Below are 15,540 nucleotides of genomic sequence, written 5' to 3' on the forward strand. Positions count from 1 at the left end.
ATGCTGCAACTTCGAAGCATCTCCAAGGCCTATCGGCTGGGTGAGGAGGAGCTGACGATCCTTCACGACATCAACCTCACAGTGCTGCGCGGTGAATACACAGCGATTGTGGGCACCTCCGGTTCAGGCAAGTCGACACTGATGAACATCCTCGGTTGCCTGGAGCAACCGAGCACGGGGGAGTACTACTTCGACGCCCGTGCGATCAGCAAGCTCAGCGACAACGACCGCACGGATCTACGTAACCTGCAGATCGGCTTCGTGTTCCAGCAATTCAATCTTCTTCCTCGCCTCAGCGCCCTGCAGAATGTGATGCTGCCGATGGTCTATGCAGGGTATTCACCCCTGGAGCGACGTGAGCGTGCGGAAACACTGCTGGAGCGCGTGGGGCTGGCTGATCGCCTGGCCAACCGGCCCAATCAACTCTCCGGCGGCCAGCAGCAGCGAGTGGCGATCGCCCGCGCGCTTGTGAACCAGCCGCAGGTGCTTCTGGCCGATGAACCAACCGGCGCACTCGATTCACGCACGGGCGGGGAGGTGATCGAATTGATCTCAGGGCTGCATGCCGGCGGCCTCACGATCGTGCTGGTGACGCACGACGCCTCCGTGGCCCAGAACAGTGAACGCATCATCCAGATTCAGGATGGCCGCATCACTGCAGACCAGCAAACCCGCAACGCTGCGTAGAGAGTGGCCAGTGGCCACCAAGCGCACAACCACGTACTGATCTCAGCCAGGGTGACAGCACATCGGTGGAGACAACCTTCATGGACGACAGAACAACGAACTTCAGCACGCCGTTCGGCGTTGAGGCCAACGCCCTCCACTTCTTTGGTGCGCACCGATGCCGCCACGCTGGATTCTGGAAGTCTTCAGTTCCGCCAGCTCGCCTTGAACGTGAGCTTTGCGGCCATTTGGTGCCAGCCGCTGGCTCGGTCCCCACCACCTGCACCGCACGCCTCGTCTCACTCTGCAGTTGGCAGCCCCGGCACTTCGTGCAGGAGGGCCATGGGTAAGCGGGTCGCTGACCTTCACGCCAGCTGCGCCTGCCATCTGCCTCAACGCTTGGCTAGAGGCATCACCTGTTGCTCCTTGTACGATCCCTGCTGGTTGCTCCTGACGTGCGCTGTGCAAAGCGGGCACTCCGGCATTCACACACCTCTGACGGTGCTGGAGTCGCAGGCTGTGGCCCTCGACGACCCGGCCGCCCTGCTGGAACGTGTGGCGCAGACCATGCCACTTCTGGGTTTCCTGGAAGGTCCACAGTGCTCAGGCTTCTACCACCGCAGTGGAGTGATGCAGCTGGGAGAGGCAACGGTCTCCTGCAGCCGCCACGCACCGATTGAAATCGGCTTCGGCGACTGTGCCTTCTCCACCCTGATCCTGCCGTTGTCTGGCAATGCTCAGGTGCGCACGGATGGGCAGCGGCTCTCGCTCCAGGGTGGGCCGATGGCGGCTTACCTGCCTGGAGCCGCCTTCACCGCCAGCACCGACACCTTCGAGGAGGTGATGATCTGCCTGGACCGCCGGCGACTGGCTGAGACCGCCTCTGCCCTGGTGGGACAGCTTGGCAACACCAGCAGCTTTGTGCCTCAGTTCCAGAACACGCTGCTGGTGGATGGCAGCGGCATCTCCCCGCAGGCGGATCTCCTCAACCACCTGCACCTGGCCTTGCGCCTGGTGGAGGCCCCATTGCTTCAGTCGGTGGGTGGCATCAAGGCGGCGCAGCTGGAAGATCTGGTGTACCGATTGGTTGCGGCCATCCTGTGTCCAGCCGCCGCCCAAGGGACTGAGCAACCTCTCCCCCACGCCAGCGGAGATCAGATCTTTGCAGAACTGCTGGAGTGGATCGAAGCCCATCTGCACACCGCGATCACGCCCACCGAACTCAGCCGCCGTAGTTGCTATTCAGTGCGCAATCTCCAGTATCTGTTTCAAGACAGATTTGGCTGCAGCCCCATGCAATGGGTGAAGCGGCGGCGGTTGCATGCCGTGCACCGCGAGCTGCTCCACAACCAGTCGGCAGACACGGTGGCCACCATTGCCCGCCGCTATGGCTTCATTCACCTCTCCTCCTTTGCAGCCAGCTTCAAACGCACCTTTGGTGTGTCGCCGTCGTCCGTTCTGCGCCATTCCCGTAGCGCCGCCTATCCTCCTGTTGACGCAGACATGATGATCCCCAAGCCGTAAGTCTTACGAGGCTGGCCCTTGCGGTGTTGATTGCCTCCTCACCGCATGTCTGCTCACCGAATGTCCGCTCACCGCAGGCCAGCACGTTTGGTGTTACTCGTTGACCACCGAAGCCTGCACTTCAATGGAGCCGTCGCCGCATTGCACAAGCCTGCCGCTTGGATTCGGCATTAAGGTGCCCAGCACGAGCTGTGGATCCGCCGGACGGATCTGGCCTGGTTGAAGGTTTCTGCAGATGATCGTGGTGATCATGGGATTCTGATTGGGTGTGAGAAAAGCTGCTCCCACATAGGCATTGAGCTGTCCCACTGTTGAACCCTGGGCGGGTATCACATAGCTATAGGCGGCTTCCGTGGTGGTGCGCACGGCATAGTCGAAGCTGGCGGGAAGCGTGATGCCGAAATCCTGCTGGATAGAGGAAACGGTGGCCCGGAAGGCTCCGTTCTTCTGGAAGTAAGTGCGCTGCCCTTCCGTCATCCTGGCGGCCGCATTGAGTGCGGCATTCTGGTCGGGATTGGGCTGTGCCTGCGCCTCTGCTGCTTGTGGGGCTGCTATGCAGCCCATGGCCACGCACGTGATCATCAACAGGCGATTCATGGTCATGATTGGCATGGCCTTCCTTGTATCAGAGCAAAGGCAGGGAGCCACACAGCCTGAGGGATGACTGCGTTTCTGCGGCAGGATTGCCGTTTGGCGTCCATGCTCAGATCGGTGCGGCGCCTCAGGGTGGAATCCATGTGAACAATGTGATCATTCACACCCTGATTTGATCCCTCGCTACGGAACAATGCTCCCTGAGCGCATGGCCACTGAAGCGAACCTCTCGTTGTCCTATCTCCGTGCCGATGCCTCGTTCTCGGCGGGTTTGCTGGTCGTGGTTGTGCTGGTGCTCAGCCTGGCCCTGCTCCTGTTGCGGGCTTTGCCCGCCCAGGCCGCCATCAGCTGCCCGCCCGGGATGCAGCCCATCGCCGGCGGCCGCTTCCTGATCGGGGCCGCCGGGCTCCTGCCAGAGGAATCCGAGGCCGCGGTGCAGGTCCGCCCCTTCTGCCTGGGCCGCACTGAAGTGAGCAACCACGACTTCGCCGCCTTTGTAGCCGCCACCGGCTACCGCACGCAGGCCGAACGTCCGCTGCCAGCGGAGCAGTTCCCGGCTCTATCTGTAGCGGAGCGCGCTCCTGGTTCGGTGGTGTTCAAGCCGCCTTCCATGCACGCCCAGGTTCAGGAATGGAGTGGCTGGGAGTGGGTTCCGGGCGCCGACTGGCGCCATCCCCAGGGCCCCGGCAGTTCCATCGACACCCTTGGCGATCATCCCGTCGTGCAGGTGTCGGTGGCAGATGCGGAGGCTTATGCCGCCTGGGCTGGTGCGGCGCTTCCATCGGAAGCTCAGTGGGAGTTCGCTGCTCGTGGCGGCCTCAAGGATCGTGTCTTCAGCTGGGGGAACACCTGGCGTCCTGGCCAGGCCAACACCTGGCAGGGGGAGTTTCCCCTCTCCAATTCCGGCGAGGATGGCTATCTGGGTACTGCTCCGGTGGCCAGCTTCCCCGCGAATGGCTACGGCCTGTACGACATGATCGGCAACGTCTGGGAATGGACCAGCGACTGGTACCAACCAGACCATGCCGCCGTCGACGGCGGCCTCGACCCCCGTGTGGTCGATGAAGCCGCCAGCCTCGATCCGCGCGAGCCTGGTGTGGCCAAGCATGTGATCAAGGGCGGCTCGTTCCTCTGCGCCCCCAACTTCTGCAGCCGTTTCCGCCCGGCGGCCAGGGAGGCCGAAAGCCCTGACACCGGCACCTCCCATATCGGCTTCCGTCTTGTTTCCCCGCCGCTTCCCGTCTCCCATGGATAAGGGCCTGTTCGCTGTGTTGCTGCAGATGTCCCGTCGGCTGGGCCGCTTCCTCAGAGCGGATGGCCTGGCCGGTGCGGCGCGCCGGCTGTTTCTGGTGGCAGCAGCTCTGTTGCTGGCCGGTTGGCAACTGGGTGGCGTGCCCGCCCTGGCCCAGCGCATCACCGGCACGCCGGGAGCCCCCAATGCCACCACCACCATCTCCGGCACGCAGCTTCCGGCCCCGGCTCCGCCCTTCGGGGGCGTGATCAAGGACGGCGCCCAGCAATCGAAGCCCTGGTGGGCGCCGCGGATCACGCCGCCCCAGAGCGCCCCGAACGTGCTGCTGATCCTCACGGACGACGCTGGATTCGGCGTGCCCAGCACCTTCGGCGGGGTGATTCCCACGCCGGCGATGGATCGCATCGCCAAGGCGGGCCTGCGGTACAACCGCATGTTCTCCACGGCCCTGTGCTCTCCCACCCGCGCGGCTCTGATCACCGGCCGCAACCACCACTCCGCCGGCTTCGGGGTGATCTCGGAGCAGTCCACCGGCTTCCCCGGCTACAACAGCATCATCGAGCGCGACAAGGCCACGATCGGCCGCCTGCTCAAGGACAACGGCTATTCCACCGCCTGGTTCGGCAAGGACCACAACGTGCCCGCCTTCCAGGCCAGCCAGAGCGGCCCGTTTGATCAATGGCCCACGGGAATGGGCTTCGAATACTTCTACGGCTTCGTGGGTGGGGACGCCAACCAGTGGCAGCCCAACCTGTTCCGCAACACCACCCAGATCTATCCCTTTGAGGGCGCGGAGCCCGGCAGCTGGAACCTGGTGACAGAGATGGCCGATGACGCCATCGACTACATGGCGCGGATGCACCAGATCAATCCCAGCAAGCCGCTGTTCATCAAGTACGCCCCAGGGGCCACCCATGCGCCCCACCACCCCACCAAGGAGTGGGTCGACAGAATTCACGCCATGCATCTCTTTGATGATGGCTACGAGAAACTGAGGGAGCGCATCTTCGCGAATCAGAAGAAACTTGGCGTGATCCCTCAGGACGCCAAGCTCGATCCCTGGCCCGCCGATGTGATCACCCCCTGGGACCAGCTGAGCCCGGAGGCCCAGAAACTGTTCATCCGCCAGGTGGAGGTGTTCGCCGCCTACGCCGCCTACAGCGACTATGAAATCGGCCGCGTGATCCAGCAGTTCGACGATCTCGGCAAGCTCGACAACACGCTGATCATCTACATCAACGGCGATAACGGCACCAGCGCCGAAGGCGGGCCGCTCGGCACCCCCAACGAGGTGGCCTTCTTCAACGGCCTCAACAAGCTGCCCGTCGAGGTGCAGATGAAGTTCTACGACGTGTGGGGAACCGATCTCACCTACAACCACATGTCGGCGGGCTGGAGCTGGGCCTTCGACACCCCCTTCAGCTGGTTCAAGCAGAACGCCTCCCGCCTGGGCGGCGTCAACCAGAACATGGTGGTGTCGTGGCCGGCGCGCATCAAGGACAGGGGCGGCCTGCGCGAGCAGTTCGTGCACGTCATCGACGTGGTGCCCACGATCCTTGAGGCGGCGGGGTTACGGGCACCCGAGGTGGTGGATGGGATCCCCCAGAAGCCGATCGAGGGCACGAGCTTCGTTTACACCTTCGATGGCAAGAATGCCAAGGTGCCCTCCAGGCACGAGCGCCAGTACTTCGAGATGATGGGCCAGTGGGCCCTCTACGACAAGGGCTGGCTGCTGAGCACCAAGGTGAACCGGGCCCCCTGGGATGCCTTCGGCCCGGCCAACCCGGATCCGCTTAACAACCAGACGCTGGAGCTCTACAACCTCAACAACGATTTCAGCCAGACCACCGACCTGGCGGCTCAGAACCCCGGCAAGGTGAAGGAGATGAAGGAGGCCTTCATCAGCGAGGCTCGCAAGTATCAGGTGTTCCCGCTCGATGCTTCGGTGGCGGGGCGCATCGTGGCGCCACGGCCGAACATCACCGCTGGGCGCAACGAGTTCGTGTACACCCATCCAATGGTGGGGCTGCCCCAGGGGGATTCGCCTGTGCTGCTCAACACCTCCTACACCGTGACGGCTGACATCGAGGTGCCGGCCGGCGGTGCCGAGGGCATGCTGCTCACCTCCGGCGGCCGCTTCGGCGGCTACGGCTTCTACCTCAAGAACGGCAAGCCGGTGTGGGTGTGGAACATGGTGGATCTGGAGCGGCTGAAGTGGGAGGGCACTGATCCGCTCTCCCCCGGCAAGCACAAGGTTGAGTTCGATTTTGTCTACGACGGCAAGGGGGCCGGCACCCTTGCCTTCAACGACTTCAGCGGCGTCGGTCGCCCCGGTACCGGCACCCTCAAGGTGGACGGCAAGGTGGTGGCCACCAGAACCATGCCCAAAACCCTGCCGATGATCCTGCAGTGGGATGAAAGCTTTGACGTGGGCTCCGACACCCTCACCGGCGTCAACGACGCCGACTACCAGCCGCCGTTCCGCTTCACCGGAACCCTCGACAAGCTCACCATCAAGCTGGATCGGCCCAAGCTGTCTCCGCAGGAGATCAAAAGCCTGGAGGCGGCGATGCGCGCCAAGGCCGTGAGTGAGTGAGCGTCACCGCCGATCTCACGGGCGAGAGCACGAGCCATGGCATGGCTCTCGCAGCACGGAACGGCTCTCGCCTCACAGAAACGCTCTCGTGTGAGCCGCAGCCATCCGCTTGGCCTGGCTGAATGGTCAGGTCGGCGGGAAACAAGCGGTGACGTTCGAACGCCTGGAGAAGCTGTTCACATCGCCGTTGCTGCCGCTGGGGCGCCAGAGCTTCTCCCTGCTCTGGATTCTGCAGGTGCTGCTGTTGCTGCTGGCCGTGAGCCTGGCGGCGCGGGAGCTGAAGCGGCTGCTGGCCGGTCGCGTGCTGCTCTGGTTTTCCCTGCCGGAGGGGCGTCGCGAGGCGGTGGCCACGCTGGTTTCTCTGGGGCTGGCCGCCCTGGGGTATGTGGTGGTGGCCCAGGGGATGGGGCTCGACATCGGCGCCCTCGCCGTGGTGTTCGGCGCTCTGGGGGTGGGGATCGGCTTCGGCCTGCAGGAGCTCACCCGCAATCTCACCAGTGGCCTCACCCTGCTGATGGAGGGGAAGCTGAAGGTGGGCGACCAGATTGAATTCGGCGACACCACCGGCTTCATCCGCGAGATCTCGATCCGCTCCACCGTGATCCGCACCTTCCAGGGCGCCGAGATCGTGGTGCCCAATTCGGCCATCACCAACGCGCCGGTGAAGAACCTCAGTTATCAGAGCCCCGACGGGCGGGTGGATGTGGCGGTCACGGTGGCCCATGGCAGCGACCCGCTGGCCGTGACCGAGGTGCTGCTGGATGCCGCCCTCGCCGAGCCCACGGTGTTGACCGATCCGCCGCCGAAGGTGCTGCTGCACGGCCTCCAGGGCCAGGGGATGGCGTTCGAGCTCTGGGCCTGGACCTCGGCGATCCAAGCCGGCCTCAGCCTGCGCAGTTCGCTCAACTACGCGATCGAGCAGGGGCTGCGCGAACGGCACATCGAACTGGCCGGAGCCCGTCAGCAGGTCCAGCTGCTGTCCTCCAGGCGCGCGGTGGAAGAGGACGGAGCAGGCCCGGACTGGAGCCCCTTGCGGGCGTCCCTGCCCGACCATCCCTGCTTCAGCAGCATGGATGATCGACGCCTGCGGGAACTCGTGGGCAGCGGCGCCCGCCGCTCGCTGCCCGCCGGCACGGTGCTGGTCCACCAGGGTGACGAGGGCCGCTCCTTCCACCTGGTGCTGAGTGGCGCGGTGGATGCGATCCATGAAACGGACCGGGTGAGCCGCAAGCTGTTCACCTTCACCGCAGGGGAGTTCTTCGGTGAACTGCCGCTGCTGCTCCAGGTGCCCTATCCCACGTCGATGGTGACGTCCCAGGACACGATGCTGTTCGTGGTTCCCAGCGGCAGCTTCCGCGCCCTGCTGGCTTCCAGGCCCGACTTCGCCGACACGGTCGCCCAGGAGGTGGCCCGTCGCAGCGACGTGCTGCGCAGCTATCACGACTGCCTGCGCCAGCGCGGACTGCTCGACGACGCTGATGTTCACCAACCCCTGCAGTGGTTCCGTGAGCGCCTGCGCCGCGTGCTCGCTGTTCGCAGCCCGATCGCCACGGCTGAGACGCAGACAGTGGCCACCCGCGCAAGCCCTTGACGGGTCTGGCCACAGACCCGAAAGGCGCAGCGATGATCGCCTTGCCCACCGGGCACGTGACCAACAGCCTCCGGTATCAGCAGGTCGGCCTGGCCCTCAAAGGCGTGATGCGGCGTGATGCCAGGCCGACGCGCTGATCCTGGGTCAGCCCCTTGCGGCCTTGTCCTTGATGTCTTCGACAGTATTGCGAACCTTGGCTTCGGCCTGTTTCGCCTTGCCGGCCAGACGATCACCCTTGTTGCCAGTGACGTTGCCGATGGATTCCTGGGTCTTGCCCTCGAATTCCTTGGCACCCGCTTTGATGCGGCCGGTGGTGGCGGCCAGCGGCAAGGTGGAGGTGCTGCTGACGAAGACATCTGAGGCATGGGCGGGAGCGCTCATGGCAGGCGTGGCGATCAACACCAAAAGGCTGAAGGCCAGCCCAAGGCAGGCGGCAACCAGTTGGCGCAGTGAACGAGCTTGGTGATTCATGGTGACGATGACGATGGGAAAAGCAGGTGATGCGATCAGGTGGATGTGATCTGAACCGCGTTGTTCTCGCGGGTATTCACAGCACGTTGCGCCGGCCGGTGAAGAAGGAGAGCAGGGCAAGCACGAGGAAGACAAGGAACAGGATCTGGGCGATGCCTGCAGCTGATCCGGCGATACCACCGAAGCCGAGAACGGCGGCGATGATTGCAATGACTAGGAAAGTGATGGCATAGTTCAGCATGATGCGGCCTTCAGGGTGTGTTTACCAGTTGGGCAAGTTCTTCCTGGGTCTTGCCAAGCTTCTTCTGGAGATGACCAAGCAACTCCTCTTCTTGGCCCTCGGCGTAATCCACGTCGTCGTCGGTGAGTTCGGCAAACTTCTGCCGGAGCTTTCCTTTGAGCTCATGCCATTCACCTTTGAACTGGAGCTTGTTCATGAGCAGGTCCGCGAGGGTTGGGGTTAGAGGAGCGATGCAAGTGATCATGGAGCGGGCGGATTGCTGCCGGAGCAATTGATTTGGCTTGTCATGTCAATGCATCTCTCCCTTCACTATGGGAAACATGCAGGTTGTTGGCTGCTGTAGATGTGCCTCATATCCACGGCGCCATCAACATCCAGCGATGAAAGCTGGCTCGGCTGTATAGATTTGTCCTTGAAAGTTCCGCTATGTATCCTTAGCTCAACGGGCTTGCTTCGTCGCCGTGGATTCCATTGAAGATTAAGCGAGGCGTCTGTGGCGCATCGCTCGTGGCTTTCCACTGAGCCGATGTCCGTGAATCTGCCCTGATCCATGGGACTGCAAGGGATCTGGACGAGTGCAGGGGGAATGGGCAAGCCCAGGTGATTCTGCCTTTGGCAGGTGGATCCTCCGGTCATGCGATGGCCAAGGCGCTCTCCACTCATCCAGTCACTTCTGACCTGCGTTATGGGGGCATGCGTCTCGCGCGCTGCCCAGTGCGCTGTCCAGCGCCAGGAGCGTAGGTCTTCTAACTCCCGCTAGGATGATGGCAAAGACGCCGTTCAGACGGACCCGGCGTTTGAGGCAGTCTCTGAAGTAGTCGGATTCTGATCAGATTGATTCGATGGGTTTGTTGAATCACCTGCACACCGCTATGTCGGCAGTAGTGATCACCTCAAGTGTTGCTTAGCGCATCACACGCGGAAATACCAGCAACTTTCCATGACTTCCATCACTCCTCATTCCAGCCAAGAAGCAACGAATCCAACCCTTACCACAAGCGAGCGACTTCGGATCATGCAACGTCAACCACGCCGCATCTCCATCACCATCAGCTATCAGGTGTTTCAAACACTCCTGAACCGTTCGGAAGAGGAAGGGCGTTCCATGTCCAACCTCTGTGCCTTCCTGCTGGAGGAAGTGCTCCACCAGCAGAAGCCCTCTGCCGCCCCTGCCGAGGCCCCTGTTGTGCAGCCTGGCGTGCTGAACAGAAGCCACATGCGCTTCAGCCCTTACACGCCTGAGGCCGCGCCCACACACAACGGCAGCTTTCTCTGAACCTCGCTCCTTCGGCAGTGGAGCGCCTTGAGCCTCAGGCCATCGCTTGGCGCTGTTGATGGGGAAGATCCAGGCAGTAGCCCACGCCATAGATCGTCTTGAGAAACTGGGGTCGGCGGGGATCCGGCTCGATCTTGGTTCTGAGGTGGCGGATATGGGTGCGGATGCACTCGATGTCATCGCCAGGGGAGTAGCCCCACACCTCCTTGAGCATCACCCCCCACGACACAGCCTGGCCGTGGCGCTGCAACAGGCAGTGCAGCAGCTCAAATTCCTTGCGGGTAAGGCAAACAACCTGATCGAACCAGAGCGCCTCCAGCTGTTCAGGACATAGCCTGAGCGGCCCGTAGGACAGGATCTCCGGGGTGACCAAGGCCAGTGGCGTTTCTAGCTGGTGGCGCAGCAGGGATCGGATGCGCACGAACACCTCCTCCACCTCAAAGGGCTTGAGGACGTAGTCGTCGGCTCCGCAGTTGAAAGCCTTGAGCCTGTCTTCCTTGCTGGCCAGCGACGTCAGCACCATCACCGGCACCCGCGCGGTGCGCCGATCGCGCCGCAGGCGCTGCAGCACCGAGAGGCCATCCAGCTTGGGCAGCAGCAGGTCGAGCACGATCAGATGGGGCTGGTGCTGCAAGGCCATGGCCTGGCCGTGATGTCCATCATCGGCGTGGAGAACGCGCCAACCCACCTGCTCCAGCAACGGGGCCAGCACCTCAAGAACGTGAGGCTCGTGATCGATGATTTGGATCAGGGGCTGAACACGCAACAGGGAACATCAGCAAGACTTGTCATATGGTGCTGAATTTCAGCATCATGTGAACGGAATGTCCTGATAAAGAAATACTGAAAACTTCTGATTTGCTTATGTATGCAGCATGAGCGATTAGGTCGGTAAATGCCTGCGGGGATCATCCGTGCCATCCGCTTGGCCAGTCGACGAAGGCGAAGGAAGTGGGTGGGCATGAGTGAATACCCTGGCCAGCGCCGAGGTGAAGGCCTTCCTCAGCCACATTGGGTGCTTGAGGGGCTGTGCTGGCCGGGTGCCGCATCCCCACGCGCTGGGGAGGACGAATCCCAACGCTCCGGTGGAGTGGGGCCAGGACATCCGCACGATCCAGGAATTGCTGGGGCATAAGGATGTGCAGACAACCATGATCTACACGCATGTGCTGAACCGCGGGCCCCTGGGTGTCACCAGTGCTGCCGACCTTCTGTAACGCGTCGAACTGTCTTAGACGGGTCCGCCGAAAACCTTGGCCCCTGGCAGGATGAGCCTGGGATCATTGGCCTGCCGTGGGTTTGTGTTGCTCTGGCTTCAATCCCTACCTCGCTTAGGCTTCACTGGGTAGGCGCAGCACGTCGTTCACTGGGTACGCCCAATCAGGGTTAGATGGAGCAGGGCCACTTGTAACAGCTGCCTTGTTAGCTAGAATCTCCTTCAAGACCACTTTTCGACCGCCGCACCGAATGGCTTATCGAAATAGGACCTATGTCTGTTTTGATGGTGATAGTGACATGCACTATTATCGACTTATGCAGGCTTGGCACCAAAATGACAGGTCTCTATTCTCGTTTTATAACGCGCACGACTTGAATTCAGCAAGAGATAGTTCACAAGAGGAAAGCATTAAAAGGCAGTTGAGGGTTCGGCTAAATAACAGTAAGGTAATTATCGTATTAATTGGTGAGCGGACGAGATATCTGACCAAATTTGTAAGGTGGGAAATGGAGCAGGCGCTTCTGCTGCGCTTGCCAATCATAGCAGTTAATCTTAATGGCCTTCGCTGGCGAGACGATGATCGATGTCCTCCAGTCATTAGAGAAGAGCTGGCAATGCATATTAGCTACAATCCGGCAATAATGCAGTTCGCATTGCAACAGTGGCCAGCTGAAGATCAGAGTCTGCGGAGTGTGGGTCGCACTGGACCCTTCTATTTTTTTCCTGAAGTGTATAAGCAGCTTGGACTCTAGCCTTGAGACGCCCTCTTTTTTTACACTCCGCATATTGGCAGCTTGGCTTCTCACCCAAGCGTTTCTTTGAGGAACTGTTCGCAACCGCTGGCGTCCTTTGGTTATTTATTGAGGTAGTATCGTATTTCTCTCCTGATACAACAACCGGAATAAGATCTTGGTGGTGGGCTTTGTTCTTGATTGGTTTTGTGGTTGCGCTGATCAGGGCCAAGCCTCTTCTCCGTGCTAGCTACAAACTCGAAGGACGAGATATTGTATTTGAGATTATAGTTGGGGATATCTGGGCAATGCAGGGTGAGGTTGTGATAAGTGCCCCCACTACTTTTGATACAGACAGGGGCCTAATCTCCAGCGATAGTCTGCAGGGCCAGTTTACTGATAACTATTATGCATCACCAGGTCATCTCGCATGCGATCTCAATAATCAGCTGCAAGGTGTGCAAGGATTGGCAATTAATAGGGCAGGACAGCAGCTGGTTGATTATCCAGTCGGGACTGTAGTGCGCGTGAAGACACGAAAAAGAGCAGCTTATCTATTAGCCCTAACGCATCTAAACGAATATGGCAACGCTTCCGCATCTATTGAGGATCTTCGCGTAGCGCTGCCAAGCCTTTGGGCGTATATAAGTGAACGCGGCAACTTATCAAGTATACTCGTTCCTGTAATTGGAGGCGGCAGAGCGCGTATACCAGTAAGTCGCAATCTTCTAGTGCAAGAGATTGTAGTCAGCGCCATTGCCGCGGCCAGCTCTGCTCGATTCTGCGAAAAGCTTACTATTGTTATTTCGCCAAAGGACTTTACACACCTTAGGGTAGACTTAAGAGAGCTGGCAGACTTTATTCGATTGAACTGTCGATTCACTCAGTATCGATCGGACAGTCCTGGCCGTGCTGGATCTGGTCTAGGGATGGGGCCCATCTAACAGGCCCCTCGAGTGGACAGGCCGCCAAAATTCATACTTCTAAGGTTTATTCTCCTTGCCTGCCACTCAGGGGCAGCGTTCTGCGGGGAGGCCCAGACATCGCTCGGGATGTGTGGGTGACGAAGAAACAAGTGGGATGGAAAGATGATAGTCTTCTCCGTATACTCTTGTTGTTACATAACCCAGACGCTCAAAGCAGCGTCTGGGCCACCCCTGCCCTGTTGCGGTATCACTTTCGAATACTCAGGCTTGGTCGCCGCTTCCATTCGTGCATGAAGCAACTAAGCTGTCCTCCTGTGGGAACTACAGAATCACATGCACATGATCGGGCATCAGCACGAAGTCAATACATCGGCTGACCGTCTCTTCATGCAGTTCATTCAGTACCAACAGAACAATACGTTTTCAGTGGTAATCGCCGCCGCCTAAAGACCAGGAAAGTCACAAAGTGGGCGTAGAGTGCATCATTAATAATCCGGCAAGGCGAGGGTATGCCGACATACTGCCATTACACCGGTAGGCTGCCAAGCCAGCCAACCGGTGCCCCCAGCCACGCCCGCCGAGTCGATGCAACGGCATCTTGTCGCACTGCGGCCCAACCGGCGAGCCGGTTGGGCCGCAGTGCCAGTACCACCTCACACGAAGTTCAGTTTTTGGATGAACCAATTGAGGCCACTCAAGTCCTGGCCACCGAAGTACTGTTGACCGTCTACCGTCGTAAATGGAAATTGGACTTTATAAGCAGCCTTCCAGTAACCACCCTGAAGTTCCTCGCCCATTAGTCCATTGGGAAGGAGTCGCTGCACAAACCAATACTTTGAATCCATATTCTGGCCAAAAAGGTAGTTGTTAGTGCTAATTTGGTAGGTGAACTGGACTGCATAGGCGTTGTTCCACATCCCACTGTCTGTCACAGCTCCAATCTTTCCATCATTGAGCAACTCACGGATGAACCAGCTCCGATCCTCCAAATTCTGCATATACACAAATGTTCTCCCATTGCAGGAAAATGGGGACATCACCTCGAAGCCTTGCTTCCATGTTCCGCTCGATATTTCCGGCCCCAGAGTTCCGTTACCCAATAACTCCTGAGTAAACCAATACTTCGATTTCAGATCCTGGCCGAAATAAAAGACCCGATTCCCCATCGAGTATGAAAACAGGTTTGGGTAAGGGAGCTTCCAATTGTCATGCGCCGTTTCCTGTCCCATGAGCCCGCCAGGCAATAGTTCTTGGATAAACCAATTTTTATACGTCAGGTTCTGTCCATACAAAAACACCCGGCCGTTCAGGGTATACGTAAACATTGAATCGTAAAAGAACTTCCACGTTCCGCTATGCGTCTGAGCACCTAACACTCCCCCGTTCAGCAATTCTGAGATGAACCATCCATTGCCTTGTCGGTTCTGCCCAAACAGAAACTGTTTGCCTCCGACTGAAAATGGAATCTGAGTGGCATACGGATTCTGCCACTTGTTATCCGTCGTGACTTCGCCCATCGGAACAACGACTTTGTCATATTCCTTTCGAAGACCGACTTTGTCCAAGTCTGAAAGCTGGGTCCAGGATTCCGGCCCTAAGTGTATTGTCGGGTCATCCACCCAGACCATCGTCCACCTCTCTTGTCCGTCTGGAATTCCTTGCCAGCCAGTCGCAGGGGCAGGGTAGTGCATGACCGACTGTCTGTCATAAACGGTGAGGTTGTCGCCGGCACTGGCTGCAGAGTTATCGAAGTTACCATTGCTCTTCCCATTCGCAATGTTTTTCCAGAGTACAGCGATATAGTCGTCGCGATCAATGCGACACTGCTCGTGGTCCAAGCCCAGGGCATGCCCCAGTTCGTGAAGTGCTTTCCATCCTCCCCCAGACCCATCACTGTTTCCGATGAAAACGTCCTGCGGCCCTGGTTGGCCGTTCATACCAACAGCCGAACTACTCGACCCCGAAGCGCTTCTGATCATCAAGTAGTTTTGTTCTCTCGTGTAAGGCAAAAACTTCACTCCAGCTGCCCCTTCCCACAGATCCATCGCCGCCCTGACTTCCTTCTCATAGGGGTATCCTGCTTCGAAGCGATAAGCAATCCTGCGACAAGTCCAGAGATTAGCTTGGGGTCCTAAAACAGCCATGATGCATTCTTGCGTGTAAGGAGTTGTTGCTGAGCCCGTTTAGCGGTAACACTTTCTGGGCAGCGATGCCAGCCTCCTCGCTGGGTGGCACTCCCTGAAAGAAATGCTCTCGTCAAGCGGCTTTTCGGATGGTTTTGTGTTTGTCATTGGGATCGGGGTACGGATCTTGTCCAAGCAGAGCGTATCTGACTCCCTGGAGTGAATGACTGGTGAAGCGAGGCTTCCATGTTCGATTTCGTGGGCGTTGAGGTTGTCGACTTGTGTTAGCGAAGCTGGCATCTGCGGATTGGTCGATCGGGTCGTGTGTGG

At 59.5% G+C, this 15,540-nt stretch carries 16 protein-coding genes; 10 read left to right on the plus strand and 6 right to left on the minus strand.

Annotation, left to right across the window (positions count from 1 at the left end; genetic code table 11):
* Both ACWJI3_RS00505 and ACWJI3_RS00510 read left to right on the plus strand, forming a co-directional pair.
* Positions 1-687 (plus strand): ABC transporter ATP-binding protein, encoded by a 687-nt coding sequence (locus ACWJI3_RS00505; protein ID WP_480202470.1) that lies wholly within the window; start codon positions 1-3, stop codon positions 685-687.
* Between the two features lie 441 nt (positions 688-1,128).
* Positions 1,129-2,190 carry a helix-turn-helix domain-containing protein gene (locus ACWJI3_RS00510; RefSeq protein ID WP_480202471.1) on the plus strand — a complete coding sequence of 354 codons (1,062 nt, stop codon included), beginning with the start codon at positions 1,129-1,131 and terminating at the stop codon, positions 2,188-2,190.
* Between the two features lie 93 nt (positions 2,191-2,283).
* Here ACWJI3_RS00510 and ACWJI3_RS00515 read toward each other — a convergent pair whose 3' ends face one another.
* Positions 2,284-2,793, minus strand: a complete 510-nt coding sequence (locus ACWJI3_RS00515) for a type IV pilin-like G/H family protein (RefSeq protein ID WP_255099619.1) — start codon at positions 2,791-2,793, stop codon at positions 2,284-2,286.
* A 199-nt stretch (positions 2,794-2,992) separates the two neighbouring features.
* Here ACWJI3_RS00515 and ACWJI3_RS00520 point away from each other — a divergent pair, with 199 nt between their 5' ends.
* The 4 genes from ACWJI3_RS00520 (at position 2,993) to ACWJI3_RS00535 (ending at position 8,360) form a co-directional block, all read left to right on the plus strand.
* Positions 2,993-4,039: a formylglycine-generating enzyme family protein gene (locus ACWJI3_RS00520; protein ID WP_480202472.1), complete on the plus strand. Its 1,047-nt coding sequence runs from the start codon at positions 2,993-2,995 to the stop codon at positions 4,037-4,039.
* The gene (locus tag ACWJI3_RS00525) at positions 4,032-6,632 is read left to right on the plus strand and encodes an arylsulfatase (RefSeq protein ID WP_480202473.1); all 2,601 of its coding nucleotides are present in this window, start codon (positions 4,032-4,034) and stop codon (positions 6,630-6,632) included. The genes ACWJI3_RS00520 and ACWJI3_RS00525 overlap by 8 nt, the downstream gene beginning before the upstream one ends.
* 148 nt (positions 6,633-6,780) lie before the next feature.
* On the plus strand, positions 6,781-8,223 hold the full coding sequence (locus ACWJI3_RS00530) for a mechanosensitive ion channel domain-containing protein (protein WP_480202474.1): 1,443 nt from the start codon (positions 6,781-6,783) through the stop codon (positions 8,221-8,223).
* Complete coding sequence (locus tag ACWJI3_RS00535) at positions 8,220-8,360, plus strand: hypothetical protein (protein WP_233132818.1); 141 nt, start codon at positions 8,220-8,222, stop codon at positions 8,358-8,360. Before ACWJI3_RS00530 ends, ACWJI3_RS00535 begins: the two co-directional genes overlap by 4 nt.
* Positions 8,361-8,367: 7 nt before the next feature.
* Here ACWJI3_RS00535 and ACWJI3_RS00540 read toward each other — a convergent pair whose 3' ends face one another.
* From ACWJI3_RS00540 to ACWJI3_RS00550, 3 genes are read right to left on the minus strand one after another with little or no spacing between them, the layout of a single operon-like run.
* Positions 8,368-8,814, minus strand: coding sequence for a CsbD family protein (locus tag ACWJI3_RS00540; RefSeq protein WP_480202475.1), 447 nt, complete (start codon positions 8,812-8,814; stop codon positions 8,368-8,370).
* Positions 8,771-8,935: a DUF1328 domain-containing protein gene (locus tag ACWJI3_RS00545; RefSeq protein WP_094510965.1), complete on the minus strand. Its 165-nt coding sequence runs from the start codon at positions 8,933-8,935 to the stop codon at positions 8,771-8,773. Before ACWJI3_RS00545 ends, ACWJI3_RS00540 begins: the two co-directional genes overlap by 44 nt.
* A 10-nt stretch (positions 8,936-8,945) precedes the next feature.
* Positions 8,946-9,131 carry a CsbD family protein gene (locus ACWJI3_RS00550; protein WP_094510964.1) on the minus strand — a complete coding sequence of 62 codons (186 nt, stop codon included), beginning with the start codon at positions 9,129-9,131 and terminating at the stop codon, positions 8,946-8,948.
* A gap of 744 nt (positions 9,132-9,875) precedes the next feature.
* On the opposite strand from ACWJI3_RS00550, the gene ACWJI3_RS00555 reads away from it, so the two are divergent.
* Entirely contained in the window at positions 9,876-10,211 is a 336-nt protein-coding gene (locus tag ACWJI3_RS00555; protein WP_480202476.1) for a hypothetical protein, read from the plus strand.
* Positions 10,212-10,245: 34 nt separating this feature from the next.
* Here ACWJI3_RS00555 and ACWJI3_RS00560 read toward each other — a convergent pair whose 3' ends face one another.
* Positions 10,246-10,977, minus strand: coding sequence for a response regulator transcription factor (locus ACWJI3_RS00560; RefSeq protein ID WP_480202477.1), 732 nt, complete (start codon positions 10,975-10,977; stop codon positions 10,246-10,248).
* A 199-nt stretch (positions 10,978-11,176) separates the two neighbouring features.
* On the opposite strand from ACWJI3_RS00560, the gene ACWJI3_RS00565 reads away from it, so the two are divergent.
* The 3 genes from ACWJI3_RS00565 to ACWJI3_RS00575 all read left to right on the plus strand — a co-directional run bounded on the left by ACWJI3_RS00565 (position 11,177) and on the right by ACWJI3_RS00575 (position 13,105).
* Positions 11,177-11,428: a tyrosine-type recombinase/integrase gene (locus ACWJI3_RS00565; RefSeq protein ID WP_480202478.1), complete on the plus strand. Its 252-nt coding sequence runs from the start codon at positions 11,177-11,179 to the stop codon at positions 11,426-11,428.
* A gap of 250 nt (positions 11,429-11,678) precedes the next feature.
* The gene (locus ACWJI3_RS00570; protein ID WP_480202479.1) at positions 11,679-12,182 is read left to right on the plus strand and encodes a TIR domain-containing protein; all 504 of its coding nucleotides are present in this window, start codon (positions 11,679-11,681) and stop codon (positions 12,180-12,182) included.
* A gap of 2 nt (positions 12,183-12,184) precedes the next feature.
* Entirely contained in the window at positions 12,185-13,105 is a 921-nt protein-coding gene (locus ACWJI3_RS00575) for a macro domain-containing protein (protein ID WP_480202480.1), read from the plus strand.
* A gap of 635 nt (positions 13,106-13,740) precedes the next feature.
* Here the strand turns inward: ACWJI3_RS00575 and ACWJI3_RS00580 are convergent.
* Positions 13,741-15,231: a M12 family metallopeptidase gene (locus tag ACWJI3_RS00580; RefSeq protein WP_480202481.1), complete on the minus strand. Its 1,491-nt coding sequence runs from the start codon at positions 15,229-15,231 to the stop codon at positions 13,741-13,743.
* Positions 15,232-15,540 lie beyond the last annotated feature (309 nt).

The organism is Marcopretia estuarina LEGE 06307, from assembly GCF_056633115.1.